Annotated in this window: 21 protein-coding genes, 1 tRNA gene and 2 riboswitches; of the genes, 9 read left to right on the forward strand and 13 right to left on the reverse strand. The window is 63.7% G+C overall.

What is annotated here, in order from left to right:
* Nucleotides 1–220: 220 nt before the first annotated feature.
* Nucleotides 221–296: transfer RNA gene (locus tag RA20_RS11075), tRNA-Lys, on the reverse strand.
* Between the two features lie 187 nt (nt 297–483).
* Here RA20_RS11075 and dapF point away from each other — a divergent pair.
* The 3 genes from dapF (at nt 484) to RA20_RS11090 (ending at nt 3,228) form a co-directional block, all read left to right on the forward strand.
* Nucleotides 484–1,326 (forward strand): diaminopimelate epimerase, encoded by an 843-nt coding sequence (gene dapF / locus RA20_RS11080; protein WP_039128259.1) that lies wholly within the window; start codon nt 484–486, stop codon nt 1,324–1,326.
* Entirely contained in the window at nt 1,323–2,585 is a 1,263-nt protein-coding gene (gene mtaB / locus RA20_RS11085; RefSeq protein WP_039128261.1) for a tRNA (N(6)-L-threonylcarbamoyladenosine(37)-C(2))-methylthiotransferase MtaB, read from the forward strand. Before dapF ends, mtaB begins: the two co-directional genes overlap by 4 nt.
* A gap of 205 nt (nt 2,586–2,790) precedes the next feature.
* Nucleotides 2,791–3,228 (forward strand): glyoxalase superfamily protein, encoded by a 438-nt coding sequence (locus RA20_RS11090; RefSeq protein WP_039128264.1) that lies wholly within the window; start codon nt 2,791–2,793, stop codon nt 3,226–3,228.
* 154 nt (nt 3,229–3,382) lie between these two features.
* Here the strand turns inward: RA20_RS11090 and RA20_RS11095 are convergent, their stop codons facing one another.
* The 4 genes from RA20_RS11095 to RA20_RS11110 all read right to left on the reverse strand — a co-directional run bounded on the left by RA20_RS11095 (nt 3,383) and on the right by RA20_RS11110 (nt 6,910).
* The gene (locus RA20_RS11095; RefSeq protein WP_039128267.1) at nt 3,383–4,168 is read right to left on the reverse strand and encodes a cytochrome c1; all 786 of its coding nucleotides are present in this window, start codon (nt 4,166–4,168) and stop codon (nt 3,383–3,385) included.
* Between the two features lie 19 nt (nt 4,169–4,187).
* Nucleotides 4,188–5,522 carry a cytochrome b gene (gene petB / locus RA20_RS11100; RefSeq protein WP_039128270.1) on the reverse strand — a complete coding sequence of 445 codons (1,335 nt, stop codon included), beginning with the start codon at nt 5,520–5,522 and terminating at the stop codon, nt 4,188–4,190.
* A 12-nt stretch (nt 5,523–5,534) separates the two neighbouring features.
* Nucleotides 5,535–6,095: a ubiquinol-cytochrome c reductase iron-sulfur subunit gene (petA, locus tag RA20_RS11105; RefSeq protein ID WP_039128272.1), complete on the reverse strand. Its 561-nt coding sequence runs from the start codon at nt 6,093–6,095 to the stop codon at nt 5,535–5,537.
* A 212-nt stretch (nt 6,096–6,307) separates the two neighbouring features.
* Nucleotides 6,308–6,910 carry a glutathione S-transferase gene (locus RA20_RS11110; RefSeq protein WP_039128275.1) on the reverse strand — a complete coding sequence of 201 codons (603 nt, stop codon included), beginning with the start codon at nt 6,908–6,910 and terminating at the stop codon, nt 6,308–6,310.
* A 163-nt stretch (nt 6,911–7,073) separates the two neighbouring features.
* Nucleotides 7,074–7,222, forward strand: a riboswitch (FMN riboswitch).
* A gap of 89 nt (nt 7,223–7,311) precedes the next feature.
* On the opposite strand from RA20_RS11110, the gene RA20_RS11115 reads away from it, so the two are divergent.
* Entirely contained in the window at nt 7,312–7,749 is a 438-nt protein-coding gene (locus RA20_RS11115; protein WP_039128277.1) for a 6,7-dimethyl-8-ribityllumazine synthase, read from the forward strand.
* On the opposite strand, the gene RA20_RS11120 is transcribed toward RA20_RS11115, so the two are convergent.
* From RA20_RS11120 to thiB, 3 genes are read right to left on the reverse strand one after another with little or no spacing between them, the layout of a single operon-like run.
* Entirely contained in the window at nt 7,746–8,438 is a 693-nt protein-coding gene (locus tag RA20_RS11120; RefSeq protein WP_039128279.1) for a thiamine ABC transporter ATP-binding protein, read from the reverse strand. The two genes, RA20_RS11115 and RA20_RS11120, sit on opposite strands and share 4 nt — an antisense overlap.
* The gene (locus tag RA20_RS11125) at nt 8,425–9,981 is read right to left on the reverse strand and encodes a thiamine/thiamine pyrophosphate ABC transporter permease ThiP (protein ID WP_052248963.1); all 1,557 of its coding nucleotides are present in this window, start codon (nt 9,979–9,981) and stop codon (nt 8,425–8,427) included. Before RA20_RS11125 ends, RA20_RS11120 begins: the two co-directional genes overlap by 14 nt.
* Nucleotides 9,957–10,934 (reverse strand): thiamine ABC transporter substrate binding subunit, encoded by a 978-nt coding sequence (gene thiB, locus RA20_RS11130; protein ID WP_039128282.1) that lies wholly within the window; start codon nt 10,932–10,934, stop codon nt 9,957–9,959. The genes RA20_RS11125 and thiB overlap by 25 nt, the downstream gene beginning before the upstream one ends.
* A gap of 32 nt (nt 10,935–10,966) precedes the next feature.
* Nucleotides 10,967–11,059: riboswitch (TPP riboswitch) on the reverse strand.
* Between the two features lie 326 nt (nt 11,060–11,385).
* Between thiB and aroC the strand changes: the two genes are divergently transcribed.
* Together aroC and RA20_RS11140 are read left to right on the forward strand one after the other, a co-directional pair.
* Nucleotides 11,386–12,489, forward strand: a complete 1,104-nt coding sequence (gene aroC, locus RA20_RS11135) for a chorismate synthase (RefSeq protein WP_039128285.1) — start codon at nt 11,386–11,388, stop codon at nt 12,487–12,489.
* Nucleotides 12,490–12,575: 86 nt separating this feature from the next.
* Nucleotides 12,576–13,730: an AAA family ATPase gene (locus tag RA20_RS11140; protein ID WP_039128313.1), complete on the forward strand. Its 1,155-nt coding sequence runs from the start codon at nt 12,576–12,578 to the stop codon at nt 13,728–13,730.
* Nucleotides 13,731–13,733: 3 nt separating this feature from the next.
* Here RA20_RS11140 and RA20_RS11145 read toward each other — a convergent pair whose 3' ends face one another.
* Nucleotides 13,734–14,150 carry a MerR family transcriptional regulator gene (locus RA20_RS11145; protein WP_039128288.1) on the reverse strand — a complete coding sequence of 139 codons (417 nt, stop codon included), beginning with the start codon at nt 14,148–14,150 and terminating at the stop codon, nt 13,734–13,736.
* 73 nt (nt 14,151–14,223) lie between these two features.
* On the opposite strand from RA20_RS11145, the gene RA20_RS11150 reads away from it, so the two are divergent.
* Nucleotides 14,224–14,862, forward strand: coding sequence for a cation transporter (locus RA20_RS11150; protein WP_039128291.1), 639 nt, complete (start codon nt 14,224–14,226; stop codon nt 14,860–14,862).
* Between the two features lie 93 nt (nt 14,863–14,955).
* On the opposite strand, the gene RA20_RS11155 is transcribed toward RA20_RS11150, so the two are convergent.
* Complete coding sequence (locus tag RA20_RS11155; protein WP_039128294.1) at nt 14,956–16,458, reverse strand: malonate--CoA ligase; 1,503 nt, start codon at nt 16,456–16,458, stop codon at nt 14,956–14,958.
* Between the two features lie 94 nt (nt 16,459–16,552).
* On the opposite strand from RA20_RS11155, the gene RA20_RS11160 reads away from it, so the two are divergent.
* On the forward strand, nt 16,553–17,488 hold the full coding sequence (locus RA20_RS11160) for a DMT family transporter (RefSeq protein ID WP_039128296.1): 936 nt from the start codon (nt 16,553–16,555) through the stop codon (nt 17,486–17,488).
* Nucleotides 17,489–17,590: 102 nt separating this feature from the next.
* Here the strand turns inward: RA20_RS11160 and RA20_RS11165 are convergent, their stop codons facing one another.
* Nucleotides 17,591–18,289: an SDR family oxidoreductase gene (locus RA20_RS11165; RefSeq protein WP_039128299.1), complete on the reverse strand. Its 699-nt coding sequence runs from the start codon at nt 18,287–18,289 to the stop codon at nt 17,591–17,593.
* Between the two features lie 102 nt (nt 18,290–18,391).
* On the opposite strand from RA20_RS11165, the gene RA20_RS11170 reads away from it, so the two are divergent.
* The gene (locus RA20_RS11170) at nt 18,392–19,228 is read left to right on the forward strand and encodes a LysR substrate-binding domain-containing protein (protein ID WP_039128302.1); all 837 of its coding nucleotides are present in this window, start codon (nt 18,392–18,394) and stop codon (nt 19,226–19,228) included.
* Nucleotides 19,229–19,232: 4 nt separating this feature from the next.
* Here the strand turns inward: RA20_RS11170 and RA20_RS11175 are convergent, their stop codons facing one another.
* Together RA20_RS11175 and RA20_RS11180 are read right to left on the reverse strand one after the other, a co-directional pair.
* On the reverse strand, nt 19,233–20,789 hold the full coding sequence (locus RA20_RS11175) for an alkaline phosphatase D family protein (protein ID WP_039128305.1): 1,557 nt from the start codon (nt 20,787–20,789) through the stop codon (nt 19,233–19,235).
* A gap of 129 nt (nt 20,790–20,918) precedes the next feature.
* Nucleotides 20,919–21,290 (reverse strand): SPW repeat domain-containing protein, encoded by a 372-nt coding sequence (locus tag RA20_RS11180; RefSeq protein ID WP_039128308.1) that lies wholly within the window; start codon nt 21,288–21,290, stop codon nt 20,919–20,921.
* Nucleotides 21,291–21,532: the final 242 nt, after the last annotated feature.

Genomic DNA, 21,532 nt, shown 5'->3' on the forward strand with positions numbered 1-21,532 from the left:
GGAAGAGTTCCATCGGCGGGCCGGGTACGCCCGCTCGGGTCATCGCTTGCGAAGCGGGATGAAGTGCCCCAACTGCTGGGCGAGGCCCATCTACTACAGCTCAGATGGATTACTTTGGACCTGTTGCACTGAAGTCGTCCGCGAATAGTCCGTAAAGCCCCGGCTCCCCTAAGCAAATGCATGAGGGCTTTAGGCGCAACATTCTGTTTTTTGGAGGAAGTGGTGAGCCGTGCAGGATTCGAACCTGCGACCCACTGATTAAAAGTCAGTTGCTCTACCAACTGAGCTAACGGCCCACTTCTTCGTCGCGGTTTAAGTGTTTTTCCCAGAAGGTTCAAGCACTTATTTCGCTTCGGAACTGCTTGGCAGCGTGTGTCTCGCTGTCCCGATAGGCGGCGTATCTAGGGCCAGTCCGGCGGGGGGTCAACCCCTTTTTTCAACTTTTCTCACCGAAGGCTGGATTCATTCGCAGAGCAGGTCTATATGCCCGCCATGAGCACTCAGGCAGATACCGCACTCCCCTTCATGAAGATGCACGGGCTGGGCAACGACTTCGTCGTTGTCGACGCGCGCGCGCAGGACATTGCCATCACTCCGGCGATGGCCAGGGGCATTGCTCACCGCCAGTTCGGCGTCGGCTTCGACCAGCTGACCGTGATCTCGAACGGCAAGGGTGACGCGCATCTGACGTTCTACAATGCCGATGGCTCCACCTCCGGCGCCTGCGGCAATGCCACCCGCTGCATTGCCCGCCATCTGATCCTGGAAAGCGGCAAAACCGAACTGCACCTGACCACTGACCGTGGCGATCTGTTTGCCCGTGACGCCGGCAATAGCCTTACCTCTGTCAACATGGGGGCACCGCAGCTCGGCTGGCAGGACATCCCGCTGGCCGAGGAAATGGACACGCTGGAGCTGCCGATTGAGGGCGCCCCGACCGCCACCGGCATGGGCAACCCCCATTGCACCTTCTTTGTCGAGGATGCCGAGCTGATCCCGCTTGAGGAATTCGGCCCCCGCTACGAATACCATCCGCTCTATCCGCAGCGCACCAATGTTCAGGTCGCCCAGATAACCGGCCCGGACCGCATCCGCATGCGCGTCTGGGAGCGCGGTGTGGGCGTCACTCTGGCCTCCGGCTCCTCCTCCTGCGCCACAGCCGTTGCAGCCGCCCGGCGCGGGCTGACAGGCCGCAAGGTGCAGGTGGACCTGGACGGCGGCACCCTGTGGATCGACTGGGCCGAGGACGGCGTCTGGATGACCGGCCCGACCATGCATGTGTTCGATGGCAGCTTCACCCGCGAATTTCTGGAGTCGCTGGAATGAGCGCACCCAAATTCACCACCCTGGGCTGCCGCCTCAACGCCTATGAAACCGAGGCGATGAAAGAGCTGAGCCAGCAGGCAGGCCTCGGGAACGCCGTGGTGGTGAACACCTGCGCCGTCACGGCCGAGGCCGTGCGCAAGGCGCGCCAGGAGATCCGCAAGCTGCGCCGGGAAAACCCGGAGGCGCCGATCATCGTCACCGGCTGCGCCGCCCAGACCGAACCGGAAACCTTCGCCGCGATGGAGGAAGTCACCCGCGTCATCGGCAACACCGAGAAGATGCAGGCAGAGACCTGGAATGAAATCGCCAAAGGACCGGATTTCATCGGCACCACCGAAAAGGTTCAGGTCGACGACATCATGTCGGTGACCGAGACCGCAGGCCATCTGATCGATGGTTTCGGCACCCGCAGCCGCGCCTATGTGCAGGTTCAGAACGGCTGCGACCACCGCTGCACCTTCTGCATCATCCCCTATGGCCGCGGCAACTCCCGCTCGGTCCCCGCAGGCGTGGTGATCGACCAGATCAAGCGGCTGGTGGACAAGGGCTACAACGAGGTGGTTCTGACCGGCGTCGACCTCACCTCCTGGGGCGCCGACCTGCCTGCCACCCCTCGGCTCGGCGATCTGGTGATGCGGATCCTGAAGCTGGTGCCGGACCTGCCGCGCCTGCGCATCTCTTCGATCGATTCGATCGAAGCGGACGAGAACCTGATGCAGGCGATCGCCACCGAGCCCCGGCTGATGCCGCATCTGCACCTGTCGCTGCAGCACGGCGACGATCTGATCCTCAAGCGCATGGCCCGGCGCCACCTGCGCGACGATGCCATCGCCTTCTGCGAAGAAGCCCGCCGCCTGCGCCCCGAAATGACCTTTGGCGCCGACATCATCGCAGGCTTCCCGACCGAAACCGACGCCCACTTCGAGAATTCGCTGAAGCTGGTCACCGACTGCGATCTGACCTGGCTGCACGTCTTCCCCTACTCCAAGCGCGACGGCACCCCGGCCGCCAGGATCCCCAACCAGGTGAACGGCAGCGTGATCAAGGAGCGCGCTGCCCGCCTGCGTGCTGCAGGGGATGTGCAGGTCAGCCGCCACCTGGCCTCCCAGATCGGCAAGACCCACCGCATCCTGATGGAAAACCCGCACATGGGCCGCACTGAACAGTTCACCGAAGTGGCCTTTGCTGCTGCCCAGAGCGAAGGCAGCATCGTCACTGCTGCAATCACCGGGCACCGCTCAACCCAGCTCACAGCCTGAGGCTCTCCTCGGACAGACGCAGGGTTTGCCTTCTTCAGCCTTTCAAGCTAAGGATGATTTCAAGGTTCCGGATACCTGCCGCTCGCAGCCCTTGGCCATGGTGAAATCCGGACAAGGATCCTTCCTGACGCCTGGGTGCACGCCCGGATAGCAATGCGAGCCCTATCTGCATCGGCAGCCGCACCCGCTTGCGAAAGGCAGATCTATGCAGAAAGACACGCCCATCCCGCCCGTCCGGCAGCTTAAGGCCGAAGCACGCCAATTGAGAGCCGAGGCCGCCAGGCACGGCCAGCCTGTCAGCCACGGCACCGCCCTGGAACGGATCGCCCAGTACTACGGTTTCCGCGATTGGAACACGTTGCACGCCCGCGCGTCCAACGCGCCTGACCTGCAATTGGGAATGCAGGTCCAGGGGCGCTACCTGGGTCAGCCCTTCACCGGTTACGTCCACGGGCTTGCCGCCTGCGGCAGCAACGGCCACCGGCGGATCACCCTTCAATTCGACACGCCTGTGGACGTGGTCCGGTTCGACAGCTTCTCTTCTTGGCGCCACAGGGTGACTGCGGTCATCGATGCAGGCGACCGTTCACCGCAAAAGACCTCCAATGGCGAACCGCATCTGATAGTCGCCCCCCGGCCATAGGCGGAGACGGCCTCCTGCGGCTTCTTTCTGGCCCCAAATACCCCGGGGTGAATGCCCGCAGGGCAGAGGGGCAGCGCCCCTGCCTCCGGACAGAAAAACCCCCGCAAGCCAGGCTTGCGGGGGTTTCTGTTTCACGCGGTCAGCGCACCAGGGATCAGTCTTTGCCCTTGTGCGGCGCCCACAGCTTCTTGTTGGTCAGATACAGCAGCACCGACAGCACGGTCAGGAACAGCACGCCGACAAAACCGGCCTGCTTGCGTGCCATCATCTTGGGCTCTGCGGTCCACATCAGGAAGGCCGCGACGTCCTGCGACATCGCTTCTACGTCGTTGGCGTGGCCATCGGCATATTCCACCTGCTCGTCCGACAGGGGCGGTGCCATCGAGATCCAGCCGCCCGGGAAGGCAGTGTTTTCATAGAAGGTGGTGCCCGCTTCGACCTTTTCCTCACCGGTGTAGCCGGCCAGCAGCGAGGCGATGTATTCCGCACCGCCCATGCCTTTGAACAGCTGGTTCAGACCCAGGCCGTATGGGCCATGGAAACCTGCACGCGCCTTGGCCATCATGCTGAGGTCCGGCGCACCCAGCGAGGTGTTCTCCGGGAAGAAGTCGACCGGCTTGGCCGGGCGGTCCTCATCCAGTTCCGGATCATAGACGCTGAAGTTGTCAGCTGCGTAGGCACGCACCTGATCTTCGGGCATCTGCGGGCCGCCCTCGTCGGACAGGGTGCGGATCGGCACCAGCTTCAGCCCGTGGCAGGCTGCGCAGACTTCGGTGTAAACCTGCAGGCCGCGCTGCAGCTGGTTGCGGTCATAGGTGCCGAAGGGACCCTCGAAGGAGAAGTCGTAATCCTCGATATGGCCTGCCCCGCCTGCTGCGAAAGACGCAGCAGGGATCAGGGCCAGAGCGAAGGCGGCACCGGTTGCCAGTTTCTTGAACATTGCTAGGTGTTCCTTCTTCTTACTCGGCGGGAGTGGCTTCAGCAGAGGTCTTCTTGCCGTAGTGGGCGTCGAAATCCTCTTCGATGGTGGCAGGCTGTGCCAGCGGCTTCTCGATCACGCCCAGAAGCGGCAGGATCACCAGGAAGTAGCCGAACCAATAGGCCGATGCGATCAGCGAGAACGATGCATAGGGCTCTTCCGCCGGCATCGCGCCCAGCCACATCAGGGCAAAGAAGTCGACCACCAGCAGCGCAAACCACCATTTGAACATCGGACGGTAACGGCCCGAGCGGACGCGGCTGGTGTCCAGCCAGGGCGCCAGCGCCATCACTGCAATTGCGCCGAACATTGCCAGAACACCAAAGAACTTCGCGTCGATGATGCCGCCGGTGACAAAGGAGGCGAACTGCACAACCCAGACCTCGGAGGTGAAGGCACGCAGGATCGCGTAGAACGGCAGGAAGTACCATTCCGGAACGATATGCGCCGGGGTCACCAGCGGGTTGGCTTCAATGTAGTTGTCCGGGTGGCCCAGGTAGTTCGGCATGAAGCCGACGATGGCCCAGAAGATCACCAGCACAACAGCCAGGCCCAGGAAGTCCTTGATCACGAAGTACGGCCAGAACGGCAGGGTGTCTTTCTCGGCTTCGGCTTTCGAACCTTTGCGGACATCAACACCGGTCGGGTTGTTGTTGCCGGTGGTGTGGAAGGCCCAGATGTGCACGATCACCAGCGCCGCGATCACGAAGGGCAGCAGGTAGTGCAGCGAGAAGAAGCGGTTCAGGGTGGCGTTGTCCACCGCGGGCCCGCCCAGCAGCCAAGTCTGGATCGGCTCGCCGATGAAGGGGATAGCACCGAACAGGCCGGTGATCACGGTTGCGCCCCAGAAGGACATCTGGCCCCAGGGCAGCACGTAGCCCATGAAGGCAGTGCCCATCATCAGCAGGTAGATCAGCATGCCGACGATCCATGTGATCTCGCGGGGCGCCTTGTAGGAGCCATAGTAGAGGCCGCGGAAGATGTGGATGTAGACGGCAACAAAGAACAGCGAGGCGCCGTTCATGTGCAGATAGCGGATCATATGGCCGCCATTGACGTTGCGCATGATGTGCTCGACCGAGGCGAAGGCCAGGTCGACATGCGGGGTGTAATGCATCACCAGCATCACGCCGGTTGCAATCTGCAGCGCCAGGCAGAAGGCCAGGACGATGCCCCAGATCCACCACCAGTTCAGGTTCTTGGGGGTGGGGATCATGATGGTGTCATAGATCAGGCCGACGATGGGCAGGCGGCTGTGCAGCCACTTCTCTGCGCCTGTCTTCGGCTCGTAATGGTCGTGCGGAATACCGGACATGAGCGCGTTTCCTTATCCCAGCTTGATGGTGTTGGCGTCGGTGAACTCAGCCACCGGCACGTGCAGGTTCTCAGGCGCCGGGCCTTTGCGGATACGGCCTGCGGTGTCGTAGTGCGAACCGTGGCACGGGCAGAACCAGCCGTTGAACTCGCCGGCACCGTCGCCCAGCGGCACACAGCCCAGGTGGGTGCAGACACCCATCATCACCAGCCATTCGCCGGCTTCGTCCATGGTGCGGTTGACGTCGGCCGCATCGGTGCCCGGTTTGTTCGGGTTTTCCGACCGCGGGTCGATCAGCTCGGACAGTTCCACGGCACGGGCTTCGTCGATCTCTTCCTGGGTGCGGCGGCGGATAAACACCGGCTTGCCCAGGAACATGACGGAAATCTGCGTGCCAACTTCCACGCCGCTGACATCGACCAGGATCGAGGACAGCGCTTTGACGTCAGCCGAGGGGTTCATCTGGTCGACCATGGGCCATACGGCGGCCCCTGCGGTCACTGCCCCGGCGCCGGCAGTGGCGTAGTAGAGGAAATCTCTCCGGGTTCCTTCGTTGTCTTCTGCGTGGGACACGAGGTTTTCTCCAATTCCAGCGCCCGTTTAGGGCAAACATGCGCATGCACCGCGATCGCTCGCAGTGACTCAGGCGCGTGTCTAGCGGGGAGAAGCGCTTTCGTCCAGCGGTCATAGGCGCGCAGAAAGCCGCAACGGGTCTTTTCTGTTACGCCTGAGTGACAGTGCCGCACCATCTGTGCGCGGCAGCTGCCGTTTTCAAGAGCCGGGCCTCAGCCAGCGGGCGGTTTTGTCGCCTGCATCGAAGGGCGCGATTCGAAATCCGCAAACCAGTCTGCCAGCGCCTCATTGCCCTGGCGCCAGCCCGCATCCGGATGGCGGAAGTCCACGTAAGACAACGCGCAGGCCACCGCGATCTGCCCCATGTCCAACGGCCCCTGCAGATGGCTCATCCAGCGCGCATTCAGTGCCGCGCAGCCACCCAGAACCTTGCTTTGCTGCGCCGCAAGCCACTCGTCCCATTGTTTTTCTTCGGGACGAAGACGTTTTTCATAAGACATCAGCACCGCTGCATCCATGATGCCGTCAGCAGTGGCTTCCAGCAGTTTGGTATCCCAGCCGCCGCCGTACAGCCGCCCACCTGCGCGTTCATCGAGAAACGCGCAAATCACCCGGCTGTCATAGAGCGCAGGCCCGTCATTGCGCTCCAGCGCCGGGATTTTGGCCAGCGGGTTGCTGACCTGCACATCCGCACTGGGCGCCACCGGCGAGGTTGCCACATCGTGGATTGCCACCGAATCGAGCTGCCCGGTCTCGTGCAGCAGAACCATGACCTTGCGCACAAAGGGCGAAGCGGCGGCGTAATATAGCTTCATGAAAATTCCTCCATTGCTGTGCCGTCACCCTAGCCCGGCCTGCCGCCAAGCGCAGCGCCCAAAAGTTTTAAAAACTTTTGGCAAGACTTTAAAGGAAAAGTCTTGCACCAGCGCCGGCCGCCAAAGTCCCGCTTGCACAGCGGCCGCGGCGCTGGCAGGGTGCAGCCGTTCTCAGGGCGGGGCGGAATTCCCCACCGGCGGTAAGCGGGCTTGTCCCGTAAGCCCGCGAGCGGCTTCCAAACATTGGAAGTGTCAGCAGATCTGGTGCAACTCCAGAGCCGACGGTCACAGTCCGGATGGAAGAGAACGTGCGTCAGGACCGTTTCGGGCCCTTGCAGCCCTGCGCGCCTGCCGTTCGTGATCGCCTTGGGTGACGTGTCAGAGCCAAAGGAGATTACGAAATGACACACACCCGCTATGCCTTCATCAAGGCGCAATGGCATGCCGATATCGTTGACCGCGCACTGGAAGGCTTCCTGCAGCTGATTCCGGCGGATCAGGTCGACGTCTTTGATGTTCCCGGTGCCTTTGAAATGCCCCTGCTGGCGCAGGAGCTGGCCAAAACCGGCAAATATGCTGCCGTGGCCTGCGCCGCTCTGGTCGTGGACGGCGGCATTTACCGGCATGATTTTGTCGCCCAGGCTGTTGTCGACGGGCTGATGCGCGCTGGCATGGACACCGGCGTTCCGGTGCTGTCCGTCTCGCTGACCCCGCATCACTTCCAGGAAACTGATCATCACGTCGCCATCTACCGCGAGCATTTCGTCAAGAAGGGCAATGAAGCCGCAAGCGCTGCGCTGATGATCACCAAGACGCGGGCAGAAGCGCTGGCCGCCTAGCCCAAATAGGTCTTCAACGCAGGCGGCGGGTTGTCCAGCAGCTCCGCCGTCTGCTGCGGCGGATGCGCCTTGCCGTCAGCCACCAGCACCACCTGGTCCGCAATCCGGCGGGCGTCGTCCGGATCATGACTGACCATCAGCACGGTGGCGCCGCTTTCGCGGGCCAGTTCCGCCACCAGATCCAGCATCTCAGCCTTCAGTGCGGGGCCAAGCGCGGCAAAAGGTTCATCCAGCAGCAGAATCGCCCGCCCCTGAACCAGCACCCGCGCCAGTGCGACCCGGCTTTGCTGGCCGCCGGACAGGGCTGCAGGCTTGCGCCCGCCCATGCCGCCAAGGCCAACCCGCTCCAGCGCCGCGTCTACACGTCCCCGTTCCGCCTCGCTCAGCCGCAGGTTCGCCTGCAGCCCAAGGCCCACATTCTGCGCCACCGTCAGATGCGGGAACAGGTTGCCGTCCTGAAACAGCATCGCAATGGGGCGCTTGCCGGGCTGTGCCGCGGTCAGATCAGTGCCATTCCAGCTGATCCGCCCGCGGCTCACCGGCAGGAACCCGGCAATCGCCTCTATCAGCGTGGACTTCCCGGCCCCCGACGGCCCGATCACCGCCGCGCAGACACCCGGTGCCACCGCCAGATCTGCCTCAACGGCGAAGCCGCCATTGATGATCCGGCAATTATCAAGCTTCAGCATGCCAGCGTCCCCCGCGGTCCAGTATCCAGAATGCACCCATCGACAGCAGCAGGAGCAGCAGCGCCGCACCCGCAGCCGCCTCCATCCGGTAAGCGCCCATCAGACGGTAGATCTGCAAGGGCAGCGTTGCGAAATCCGGATTGGCAAACAGGGCAACCACGCCCAGATCCCCCATCGAAAGCGCCGCCGCCAGCCCAGCCGCGAACCCTGTCTGCGCCCGCATCCGCGGCAGGTAGACATGGCGTACAAAGGCCCAGCCCTGCATATCAAGCGACAGCGACAGGCGGCCATAGCGCCCCAGCACCTCCCGCGCCCGGGGCACCAGGATGCGCATGGCAAAAGGCAGCGCCATCACCGCGTTGACCAGCGCCGTCACCGGCAGCGCCAGGGCAAAGGGATCCGCAATCGGATAGATCAGGATGAACAGCCCGGTGCCGATCACCAGCGGCGAGGCCGCAAGGCCCAGAATGCCTGACAGCTCCGTCATGCCATTGCGGCCCGCAGCAACCGCTGCCGCCATTGGCAGGGCCAGCCCCAGCAGAATTGCTGTGCTGATGGCCGCCACCAGAGTTGAATTTCCCGCCGCCTGCCAGACCGTGCCCTTCAGCGCGGCCAATCCCGGCAGGCCTGCCAGAACAATTGCGGCCAGCGGCAGCAGCAGGAATGCCGCGGACAGGGAAATCCAAAACGCATCAGAAATCCGCGCCAAGCCGCTGTGCCCGTCCCAGCGCCGCACCGCACGGTCCAGCCCGGCGCCGAACCCTTCGCCCGCCGAAACCCGCAGCGCCACCATCGCAGCCGCGCCGGTCAGCACCAGCTGCATCCCAGACAGCAGCGCAGCGCGGCCCAGGTCAAAGTCGAACCGGAACGCCTGATAGATTGCGAGTTCAATGGTGGTGGCCCGCGGGCCACCGCCCAGGGTCAGCGCCACAGCAAAGCTGGAGAGGCAGATGGCAAAGACCACCGCCAGCGCCCCCGGCGCCACCCGCCGCAGCATCGGCGCTTCCAGCAGCCGCCACATCGCCAGCGGTCCGGCATCCAGCTGCGCCGCGAGGCGGAAACGCTCGGCCGGGATTTCCTGCCAGCCCTGCAGGATCAGCCGGGTTGCCAGCGGCAGGTTGAAGAAGACATGCGCCAGCACCACCCCGTGCAGCCCGTAAATCTGCACTGGCTCCAGCCCGAACAGCCCCAAGAAGCTGCTCAGCCAGCCGGCCCGGCCGAAAACCGCCAGCAGGCCCAGAATCGCAACGATGACCGGAAGAATGAACGGCGCGCCCAAAAGGGCAATCAGCAGGCGCCGCCCCGGGAAGCGCCGCCGCGCCAGCGCGCGGGCGACGGGAATGGCAAGACCCACGCTCAGCAGCGCGGACAGGCTCGCCTGTGTCAGCGTGAACCGCAGCGCAGCCCAGTCGCTGGCGGCAAGGCCGGTACCGGCCTCAGCCCGGAAAGCAACCGCCGCGAGGGTTCCCAGGATCAGCGCAGCGACGAGCAGGGCCGCGCCGATCCCGGGAAACGCGCTTACTGGCTGAGCGCGTCCAGCCATTCGCCCAGCGCCGCATCACGGACTTCAGCAGCCTCGGTCTCGCTCAGAAGCAGCGACTTGCCGGGCTGCACCAGGGTTTCAAACCCCTCCGGCAGGCCCGCTGCCGGGGTCACGGCGGGGTACATCCAGTTGGTGGTCGGGATGATCGACTGGAACGCGTCCGACACCATGAAGGCCAGGAACTGGTCGGCCAGTTCAGACTGATCGGAGCCTGCCAGCTTGGCGGCAACTTCCACCTGCATGTAGTGGCCCTCGTCAAAAGACGCCGCCGCCTTGGACGCATCTTCCTCGGCAATCAGGTGGTAGGCGGGCGAGGTGGTGTAGGAGAGCACCATGTCGGCCTCGCCTTCCAGGAACATGCCATAGGCCTCGGACCAGCCCTTGGTCACGGTGACGACATTGTCAGAGAGGCCCTTCCAGATCGTCGGCGCCTCATCGCCATAGGCCGCCTTGACCCACAACAGCAGGCCAAGGCCCGGGGTCGAGGAGCGCGGGTCCTGAATGACGATCTTGGTGTCGCTGTCCGCCAGCGCCTTGAAATCAGCCGGAACAGCAGCATCGGCGTTGTGGACAAAGGCAAAGTAGCCCCAGTCATAAGGCACAAAGGTTGTGTCGTTCCATTCCACCGGCAGCGTATAGTCGGCGCTGACCGAATGATCGGCAAACAGGCCGGTTTCCTTGGCCGCTGCGGTCAGGTTGGTGTCCAGCCCCAGAACCACATCAGCGTCTGAGCGTTCGCCTTCCAGCTTGATGCGTGCCAGCAGGGCCGCACCATCGCCCGCGCCGACCAGTTTCAGGTCGCAGCCGCAGACTTCTTCAAAGGCTTTTTCGACCGCCGGGCCGGGGCCCCAGTCGGAGACAAAGCTGTCATAGGTGTAAACGGTCAGTTCAGGCGTTTCGGCAAAAGCCGCCGAGGCGCCAAGCAGTCCCGCTGCAAATGCAAGATGTTTCATGCCATCCTCCTTTGCGGCTTTGGGCAAGGGTGGAGGACGTCCAGTACCTTCCCTCCGCCGGTGTGATCCGGTTCAGGTTCAACGGGTGTCATCTCAGCGCCCAACGCGCACCCCGAGGTGGCGCGGACCATAGGGTTTGCAGGAGGGAAACACAAGCAATGCCCCCGCCTGGCCTTGCCGGAAGGCGAATCTGGACTGGCTTCCCGCCCGGCGTTCAGGTCAGCAGTGCTGACCAAATGCTTCGCACCCGAAACATTTGGAGTGACTCGCTGCCCTTTCTGCCGCGTTAACTTTTTCCACCCGTACCCATCTTCTTCTGGCGAAAAATATCCCGGGGGAGTCGCGCGCCGAGCGGCGAGGGCAGCGCCCCCAGCCCCGATGCCGCAGAGGAATCCGCTTGAGAGACAGGCCCCCGCCCGCTAAGCACATCCCGCAAAGGAGACCGCGCCACATGTCGATGAACAGCTTTGGACACCTCTTCCGCGTCACCACCTGGGGCGAAAGCCATGGGCCCGCGCTTGGCGCCACCGTGGACGGCTGCCCGCCGAATGTGCCGCTGGAGCCGGAAATGCTGCAGCAGTGGCTCGACAAGCGCCGCCCCGGCCAGAACAAGAACACCACCCAGCGCAATGAGCCGGATGCGGTGAAGATCCTGTCCGGGGTGTTTGACGGCATGTCCACCGGCACGCCGATCCAGCTGATGATCGAAAACACCGACCAGCGCTCCAAGGATTACGGCGAGATTTCCCAGACCTTCCGTCCGGGCCATGCCGACATCACCTATTTCCAGAAATACGGCAACCGCGACTACCGCGGCGGCGGCCGCTCCTCGGCACGCGAGACCGCGGCGCGGGTTGCGGCAGGCGGTGTTGCACGTGAAGCAATCAAAGCGCTGGTGCCGGGGCTGGAGATCAAGGGCTATATGACCCAGATGGGCGAGCTGGAGATCGACCGCAGCCGCTTTGACTGGGATGCAATCGAACAGAATGATTTCTGGATCCCCGACGCAGGCGCGGTGCAGGAGTGGGAAGACTACCTGCAAGGCCTGCGCAAGGCGCATGACTCGGTGGGTGCGGTGGTCGAGGTTGTCGCCCGCAATGTTCCCGCGGGCATCGGCGCGCCGGTTTACGGCAAACTGGACACCGATCTGGCCGCGGCGATGATGTCGATCAACGCGGTAAAAGGCGTGGAAATCGGCGAAGGCATGAACGCCGCGCGCCTGAAAGGCTCGGAAAACGCGGATGAGATCTTCATGGGCGAGGACGGCCAGCCGGTCTATTCCTCCAACCATGCCGGCGGCATCCTGGGGGGCATCTCCACCGGCCAGGATGTGGTGGTGCGCTTTGCAGTGAAGCCGACGTCGTCAATCCTCACCCCGCGCCAGTCGATCCGCAAGGACGGCTCCGCCACCGAAGTGATCACCAAGGGCCGCCACGACCCCTGCGTCGGCATCCGCGCGGTGCCGGTGGCCGAGGCGATGATGGCCTGTGTGATTCTGGACCACCTGCTGCTGCACCGCGGCCAAATCGGCGAAAACCAGGGCCAAATCGGCTGAACCTCTAACTTCTGACAGGACCGGTTGCGAAGCGCGGCAAAACCAAGCAGGTTTTGCACAGTGCTTTTCACATCCGGTCCTTTGATATGCTGATTACCCTGGCCGTTTCCGGCTACCGCTCGATCCGCGACGCAATCCTGCCGCTGGAGCAGCTCACCGTGGTGAGCGGCGCCAATGGTGCAGGCAAATCCTCGCTCTACCGCTCGCTGCGGCTGCTGGCAGAGGTGGCGCAGGGACGCGCCATTGCTTCGCTGGCCGCCGAAGGCGGGCTGGAGTCGACGCTGTGGGCCGGGCCGGAACACATCAGCGCCCGGATGCGGCGCGGTGAAACTCCGATTGAAGGCACCCGCCGCAAAAATTCGGTCGCGCTGAAGCTGGGATTTGCGGCTGAGGATTATGGCTATGCCGTGGATCTGGGACTGCCCGCACCGGTGCCGCGCACGATGTTCGGCAAAGACCCTGAGATCAAATCCGAAGCGCTATGGGTCGGCGAGAGCCTGGGCCGCGCCAACAGCATTGCCGAACGCCGCGGCGCAGTGGTGACAGGCCGGGACGCCAGCGGCCGCCGGGTGGAACTTTCGCGCGACTTGCGCCCCTTTGACAGCATGATGACCCATGCCGCTGATCCGGTGCAGGCGCCCGAGATGCTGTCCCTGCGGGAGCGGATGCGAGGCTGGCGGTTCTATGACAGCCTGCGCACAGACCGGGACTCGCCTGCCCGGCGCCCGGCGGTCGGAACCCGCACCCCGGCGCTGTCAGGCGACGGTGCTGATTTGGCGGCAGCCATTGCCACCCTGCGGGAAATCGGCGACGGGCCGGGTTTTGACGCGGCGATCGAGGATGCCTTCCCGGGCGCCAGCGTCGATGTCTCGCTGCAAGGCGGGCTGTTTGCGGTAGAGATGCAGCAGCACGGCCTGCTGCGGCCGCTGTCGGCAGCGGAGCTGTCGGACGGCACATTGCGCTATGTGCTGCTGGCCACCGCCCTGCTGACCCCGCGCCCGCCCGAGCTGATGGTGCTGAACGAACCCGAAACCAGCCTGCACCCCGATCTGATTGCCCCCTTGGCACGGCTGATCAAACGCGCCAGCCGCGACAGTCAGATCATCGTGGTCTCCCACAACAGCCATCTGGCCCGGGAACTGGAGGACGCGGGGGCGCTGTCCGTAGTCCTGCAGAAGGAATTTGGTGAAACCCGCATTGAAGACCTGGAGCCGCCGCGCTGGAGCTGGCCGAAACGCTGACGCTCAGCCGTGCTCGCCCGCGCATTGGCTGTGGTCGCCCAGTGCTGTCAGCACCTTGCAGCAGCCGCCGTGGCCGCCATCGCACAGATGGCTGATCCGCTCCAGCTCGGACGCCAGCTGCTCCAGTTTGCGGATCCTGTCGCGCACATTGGCCAGCTGGCTGCGGGCAATGCGGTCCGCCTCGGCGCAGTCATCGCCAAGATGACCGTCGAGCGCCATCAGCACCTTGATGTCCTCCAGCGAAAACCCAAGATCGCGGGCGTGTTTGATGAAACCCAGCGCATCCATGCCGTCCTGCCCGTAGCGGCGCTGGTTGCCGGCATTGCGGCCCGGCTGCGGCAGCAGGCCGATCTCCTCATAGTAGCGGATGGTCGGCACCTTGACGCCGGTGGCCTTCGACAATGCACCGATGGAAAACATGTTCAGAACCTCTTGAAGCTCTAGTGACTAGAGGCCCTACATTGATCTCGAATCAGGAATGAGGACAAGAGCAATGGCAGGCTGCTGCAACAACAAAGCCCGGTTCGACGGGGTCTCGGCGGACTACAAGCGCAGGCTGTGGCTGGTGATCGCCATCAACGCCGGCATGTTCGCGGTGGAAATGGGGGCGGGCCAGCTGGCCGGCAGCCAGGCGCTGAAGGCGGACGCGCTGGACTTTCTGGGCGACGCGCTGACTTATGGGATTTCGCTGGCAGTCATCGGAGCAACCCTGCGCACGCGGGCGCTGGCAGCCTTGGGCAAGGGGATCAGTCTGCTCCTGATGGGGGTCTGGGTGTTCGGCTCAACCGTTTATCAGGTGTTTTACGTCGGCGTGCCGCAGGCGCAGATCATGGGTGTCATCGGCTTCATGGCGCTGGCCGCCAACCTGATCTCGGTCATGCTGCTGGCCAGATACAAGGACGGCGATGCCAATGTGCGTTCGGTTTGGCTGTGCTCGCGCAATGACGCGATTGGCAATGTCGCGGTGATGATTGCCGCGCTTGGGGTCTGGGGCACGGCGACCGGCTGGCCTGATTTGATCGTGGCCGGCATCATGGGCGGGCTGTTCCTCAGCTCCGCCTTCCAAATCCTGGTGCAGGCCGTGCGGGAATGGCGCGAGGAAGAGGTGCATGCGGAAGCTCACCAGCACTAAACGCCTGTGCCGCTTGCGGCACGGGCAGCGCCCGTCCGCCCCCATGGGCGGGCGCTACGCTTCCGCCCGCGGACAGGCACTGCCCTGTGTTACTTAACCAAACAGCCCCGCGTATTCCTCGCGCAGGGCTTTCTTCTGCACCTTGCCCATGGTGTTGCGCGGCAGGGCCTCCAGCAGGATGACCTGCTTGGGCTGCTTGAACCTGGCCAGCTGGCCGGACAGCGCCGAGTGGATCGCATCGGCACTGGTGCCCTCGCCCTCTGGCACCACCACCGCCACCACGGCCTCGCCGAAATCCGGATGCGGCACGCCGATCACCGCGCTTTCCAGCACGCCCGGCAGGTCGTCGATCAGGCTTTCAACCTCTTTCGGGTAGACGTTGAACCCGCCGGTGATCACCAGATCCTTCTCGCGCCCGACAATGGTGACATAGCCGTCCGCATCGATCTTCGCCATGTCGCCGGTGATGAACCAGCCATCGGGCTTCAGCTCCTCCGCCGTCTTTTCCGGCATCTGCCAGTAGCCCTGGAACACATTGGCGCCGCGCACTTCTAGCACACCGATCTCACCGGCGGGCACCTCGGCACCGTCCTGCATCACCCGTGCCTCAACCCCAGGCAGCGGGAAGCCGACGGTGCCGGGCCGCCGCTCGCCGTCATAAGGGTTCGAGGTGCTCATATTGGTTTCGGTCATCCCGTAGCGTTCCAGGATGCGGTGGCCCGTGCGCGTCTCCCACTGTTCATGGGTATCCACCAGCAAAGGCGCCGAGCCAGAGATGAACAGCCGCATGTTTGCCGCGCGCTCTTTGGTCACGCGTTCATCCGCCAGCAAGCGGGTATAGAAGGTCGGCACCCCCATCATAGCCGTGGCAGAGGGCATCGCCTCCAGGATCGCATCCGCATTGAAACCCGGCAGGAACACCACTTGGGCACCGGCAAACAGCGCCACATTGGTCGCCACAAACAGGCCATGGGTGTGGAAGATCGGCAGAGCATGGATCAGCACATCCTCTGCCGTGAACCGCCAGTATTCCTGCAGCATTGCTGAGTTGGAGGACAGGTTGTCATGGCTCAGCATCGCCCCTTTCGAGCGGCCGGTGGTGCCGGAGGTGTAAAGGATCGCAGCCAGGTCTCCCGGTTCGCGGGCAACCGCCTCAAACCCGTCCTGCCCGTCCGCCAGAGTGCGCAGGGACCCCAGCCCATTGGCGTCCAGCGTCAGCACCTGGGCCGCGCCAGCCACGGCGCTTATCTCCTCCAGCCGCGCCCGATCGCAAACCACCACGCGCGGCTCGGCGTCGCCCACGAAATAGGCAACTTCCGGCCCGGTATAGGCGGTGTTCAGCGGCAAAAAGATTCCGCCGGCCATAACTGTGCCCAGATACAGCTCAATTGCCTGAATTGTCTTCTGGACCTGCACCGCCACCCGGTCACCGGGCTGCACACCTTGCGAAACCAGCGCTGCCGCCATTCGCTCCGCTCCCGCAAACAGCGCACCAAAGGTCACCGTACTGCCATCCGGTAGCCGGGCAAAGACATCGTCCTCGCGCCCCAGGGACGAGTCGCGCAACTGGCGGATCAGGTGGTTGGCGTCATACATCGGCGGCTCCTTCTTCAAGCAGCGCCATTTGTGCGCGGGCGGAGGGTGAAATCAAGCCATTGATCTTTGCGGCGCAGGAGCGCAGGTTCGCGCCATGGCAAAATCCTTAACATCGCATCGGCCTATGCTGGCGATCCTGCTGAAGGTGACGGCAATTGCGCTGTTCACGGCGCTTTCCGGGATCATCAAGGCCACCTCCGAGCATGTGCCGGCAGGCGAAGCGGTGTTCTTCCGCTCTTTCTTTGCGATTCCGGTGATCGTGGTCTGGCTCTCCATGCGCGGAGAGCTGCGGCACGGGCTGATCACCAGGAAGCCGATGTTTCACGTGTGGCGGGGGCTTGTGGGAACCTCGGCGATGGGGATGACCTTCATGGGGCTGGCATTGCTGCCGCTGCCCGAGGTCACTGCCATCGGCTATGCCACGCCGATCTTTACGCTGATCCTGGCGGCGCTGTTTCTGGGCGAGACCATCCGGCTGGTGCGGATTTCCGCAGTGGCAGTGGGGCTTCTGGGCGTTCTGATCATGATCTGGCCGCGCCTGGGCGGCGACCTGGGCGACGGGGCCCTGCTTGGCGTGCTGCTGGTGCTGGGGGCCACCGTGGCCCGCGGCTTTGTGCAGATCCACATCCGCCGCATGGTGCAATCCGAGCATACTGCCGCCATCGTGTTCTATTTCTCGCTGACAGCCTCTGCCCTGGCGCTGCTGACGGCGCCCTTTGGCTGGGTTATGCCCGACCCGCAGGTGGCGGCGCTGCTGGTCGGCGCCGGGCTGGTCGGCGGGGTGGCGCAGATCCTGGTCACCTCCTCCTACCGCTTTGCCCCGGCCTCGATGCTGGCGCCCTACGACTATGCTTCGATGCTGTTTGCCATCGTGATCGGCTACATCTGGTTCAACGAATGGCCGACGCTGGTGATGCTGGCTGGGGCCGCACTGGTGATTGCCGGCAACGGGCTGGTGATCTGGCGCGAGCATCAGCTTGGCTTGCAGCGCGGCAGGGCCAAGCCGATGATCGACCCCAAGGGCGGCTGAAAGGCTCTAAGACTGGCAGTTTCACGGCTGGAGCCCGCAAGGGCGACGCGCCCGGCCCTGGGAAGGGGCGGGCGCAGCCCCCTTGCGTCCAGGCGGGCCAGATCAGATGGCGCGTGTCAGAGCCCCGTCCACCCGGATGTTCTGGCCAGTGGTGTAACCCGCATCATCCGACGCCAGATAGGCAATCAGCGCCGACACCTCCCGCGCGGTGCCATAACGGCCCATCGGGATCCGGGCTCTGCGGTCCTCAGTCTCGGGCAGACTGTCGATGAAACCCGGCAGCACGTTGTTCATCCGCACGCCCTGGGCCGCGAATTTATCGGCAAACAGCTTGGTGAAACTGGCAAGCCCCGCCCGGAACACACCGGAGGTGGGGAACAGAGGATCCGGCTCAAACACCGCGAAGGTTGAGATATTGATGATCGAGCCTTTGCCCCGCGCCGCCATGACGGGGGCCACCAGACGGGCCGGGCGGATCACATTCATCAGGTAGTATTCCATCCCCAGATGCCAGTCGTCATCGCTGATCTCCATGATGTCCCCCTTGGGGCCATGGCCCGCGGAATTGACCAGCACATCAATCCGGCCCCAGCGCGCCATCACCTTGTCCACCAGCGCCTGCAGATCCGCCTGCTCGAGGTTAGAGCCCGTGTGGCCGATCCCGCCCAGCTCCTGCGCCAGGGCCTCGCCTCTGCCGGAAGAGGAGAGAATCGCAACCTCAAATCCCTGATCATGCAGATGACGGGCGGCATCTGCGCCCATGCCGCTGCCTGCAGCGGTGAAGAGAGCAACTTTGGTCATTTTGGAACTCCTTTGCCTGGCGCCAAGGATGGCGGCACAGGCACCGCTTGACCAATCATGTCTCATCGCGCGAGACTGTAGGAAAACTACTGGCTGAACGTGATGCGCCTGCCCAACCTGAACGCCCTGCGGATGTTCGACGCCGCCGCCCGCCACCTGAATTTCGGCCGCGCGGCCGAAGAACTGCATCTGACCCAAGGCGCAGTCGCGCAGCAGGTGCGCAAACTGGAGGCGGATCTGGGGCACAAGCTGTTTCACCGCCATGCCCGCGGGCTGAGCCTGACCGATACCGGGCGCAGCTATCATGCGCCGGTCGGGCAGGCTTTGGAGCTGGTGCGCGACGCAACCGCCAAGCTGGCCCCGGCAGTGCAGCAGGTGACGCTGTCGGTGCCGCCCTCCTTTGCCTCCAAGTGGCTGGTGCCGCGGCTGCCGGAGTTCGCGGCCGCGCATCCCGGCATTGACCTGCGGGTGGTGGCAGAGGAAAGCCTGACCGATTTCAAACGGGACGGCATCGATATCGCCATCCGCCAGGGAAGCAAACCGCAGGAGAGCGGGTTGAATTCCGCCTTGCTGTCGCTGGTGGATCTGGTGGCGGTGGCCAAGTCAGATTCGGCTCTAACACAGGAAGAACAGCCTGAACTGGCCGATCTTGCAAAACAATCGCTGATCCAGGACGGACACCGGCACTGGGACCTGCTGCTGCGGCGGGAGGGGCTTACTGCGACGGGGCGGATTCTGCAATTCAATCAGACCGCCCTGGCGATGGACGCCGCGCTGAACGGTCAGGGCATCGCACTGGTTCCGCGGATCTTCCTTGGCGGCCAGCCTCTGGACGTGCTGTGGCAAGTGCCGCGGCTGGGGGACCAGGGTTTTTATGTGCTTTGGCCCAGCGCAGCGAGCCGGGCCAAAGCTGTGGTCAATTGGCTGTTAAGCCAATAGCGGATCAGATCGAGGCTCCAACCGGGTCCAGAGTGACCTTCCACAATTCCTTGTCAGCGCGGTCCATCAGGCGCACGGTCATCTGCTGGGTGCCGCCGTCGATATCCACCAGGCCAAAGAACTGCAGCCCCATGGACGGCGGCAGGTTTGCGCCCTGTTCTTCGCTCGGCGCCTTCACGAACTTCACTTCCGGGCCAAAGGTCATGTCGAGGCCGTTCGGGCCGAATGTGCCGGCATGCAGCGGGCCGGACACGAACTCCCAGAACGGTTCGAACTCCTGGAAGGCCGCCTTGTCCGGGTTGTAGTAGTGCGCTGCGGTATAGTGCACATCTGCGGTGAACCACACGGTGTTGCGGATCTTGGCCGTCTTGATGAAGCGCAGCAGCTCGCCGATTTCCAGCTCGCGCCCCTTGGCACTGCCGTTGTCGCCATTGCCCACGGCCTCCTGGCCGCCGCCGACCACCAGGCCGATCGGCATGTCGGAGGCGATCACCTTCCAGGTCGCAGCAGAATTCGCCAGCTCGCGCTTGAGCCAGGCCATCTGCTCAGCGCCCAGGATGCGGCTTTCCTCCGTCAGCTCAGTCTGCAGGTTGTCGCTGTTCGGCCCCCGGTAGCTGCGCAGGTCGAGGAAAAACACATCCAGCATCGGACCATAGGAAATCTTGCGATAGACGCGGCCCGGCTCGGACGGGGTGATCCGCAGCGGGGTCATCTCGTGAAAGGCCTGGGTGGCACGGGCCTGCAGCACATGGATGGATTTCTCCGCATAGCGGCTGTCCTCCATCAGGCTGCGCGAGGAGGACCAGTTGTTCACCACCTCATGGTCATCCCACTGCATGAAGGTCGGGCAGACCGCGTTCATTGCCTGCACATGCCGGTCCATCAGGTTGTATTTCCACTGGCCGCGGAATTCATCCAGCGTTTCGGCCACCTTGCGCTTTTCATCGGTCAGCGTGGTGTTCTTCCAGATCACCTGGCCGTCTTTCTCAACCTCGTCCTGCATCGGGCCGTCGGCATAGATGGTGTCGCCGGAGTGAATAAAGAAATCCGGCTTGTGCTGCGCCATGGTTGCATAGGTGGCCATGCCGTCATCATCGATGCCCCAGCCCTGGCCGGCAGTGTCGCCCGACCAGGCAAAACGCACATCGCGGCGCGCGGAGGGGGCAGTGCGGAACTGGCCGATCACTGGCTCGGACACGGCATTGATGTCATTCAGATCCGCCGCCACGAAGCGGTAAAAGATGTCCTGGTCCGAAGGCAGCCCGGCAACCAGACGCTTCACCGCCAGATCGTGGTTCGGCAGAGCCGTCATCGGTGCCAGCTGGCGGGCATTGGCAAAGCTTTCGGTGGTGGAGACTTCCATCATTACCTTGGACGGGCGGTCCACCCGGGTCCAGAGCATGCCGGAGGTGGTATCAACATCGCCGGACTGGACACCGTGGGTGAACACGGGACGGGCTGAAGCGCGGGAAATTGCGGGCATCGCCAAAGAGGCGGCAAAAGCCGAGCCGCCGGCCAGGAAGGCACGGCGGCTCGGGCGCGGGAAGCGGTTTGCAGACATAAGGAACACCTGTCGGAAAAATTATGTTGGATAGGTGCCCCTGATGAGATCCTTCAATTGTGAAGCCTGGCGGTCAGCGGCGTGAACAATTGGCAAAGCTTTTGTGACCGCCGCCGCGCCATCCAGGCATCAGGCTGAAGCGGTCTCAGCGCTTTCCGGTGCGCTGAGCGAAATCACCGCCACCACCGCCGCGCCGTTCAGCAGGTAGAAGGCTGCGTCCAGCCCCGCAAAACCGAAGAGGAATGGCGCCGCCAGGAAAGTGAGGCCGACAATCAGGTCAACGGCCAGATGCAGTTTGTAGGGCAGCACCCGGATCAGGCCGAGGTGGTGATCGGTCAGCACCGTCAGCACAAAGGCGGCAATGCCTGTCACCACCGACAGCCACAGCGCCAGCGGGTTGCTTTCGCCAAGGCCAAGCAGGAACGGCAGCCCCATCAGGGCGATGGCCACCGGGTAGTCGAGATAGGCATGAATGGTTCGGGTCACAAAGCGCAGAGGCATGGGTCAGGTCCTTGTTACAGAGGTTAGGCTGGCCGCCTGTTTGCGGCTCTGACCCCAATTTGGACTGCTCCTTCCGGACGGTGAATTTCAGATCCTCTGATAAACTTTGCAGATCGTTCAGAAACCCGGTGCCAAGCGGCGGTTACGCCGCCACATGCTGCTGCCGGTAGGCGGCGGGCGACATGCCGACCTGTTTGCGGAATACGCGCGAGAACGCCGCCTCCGAGGCATAGCCCGCCAAT

The organism is Leisingera sp. ANG-Vp, assembly GCF_000813725.1.
Classification (GTDB): Bacteria; Pseudomonadota; Alphaproteobacteria; order Rhodobacterales; family Rhodobacteraceae; genus Leisingera.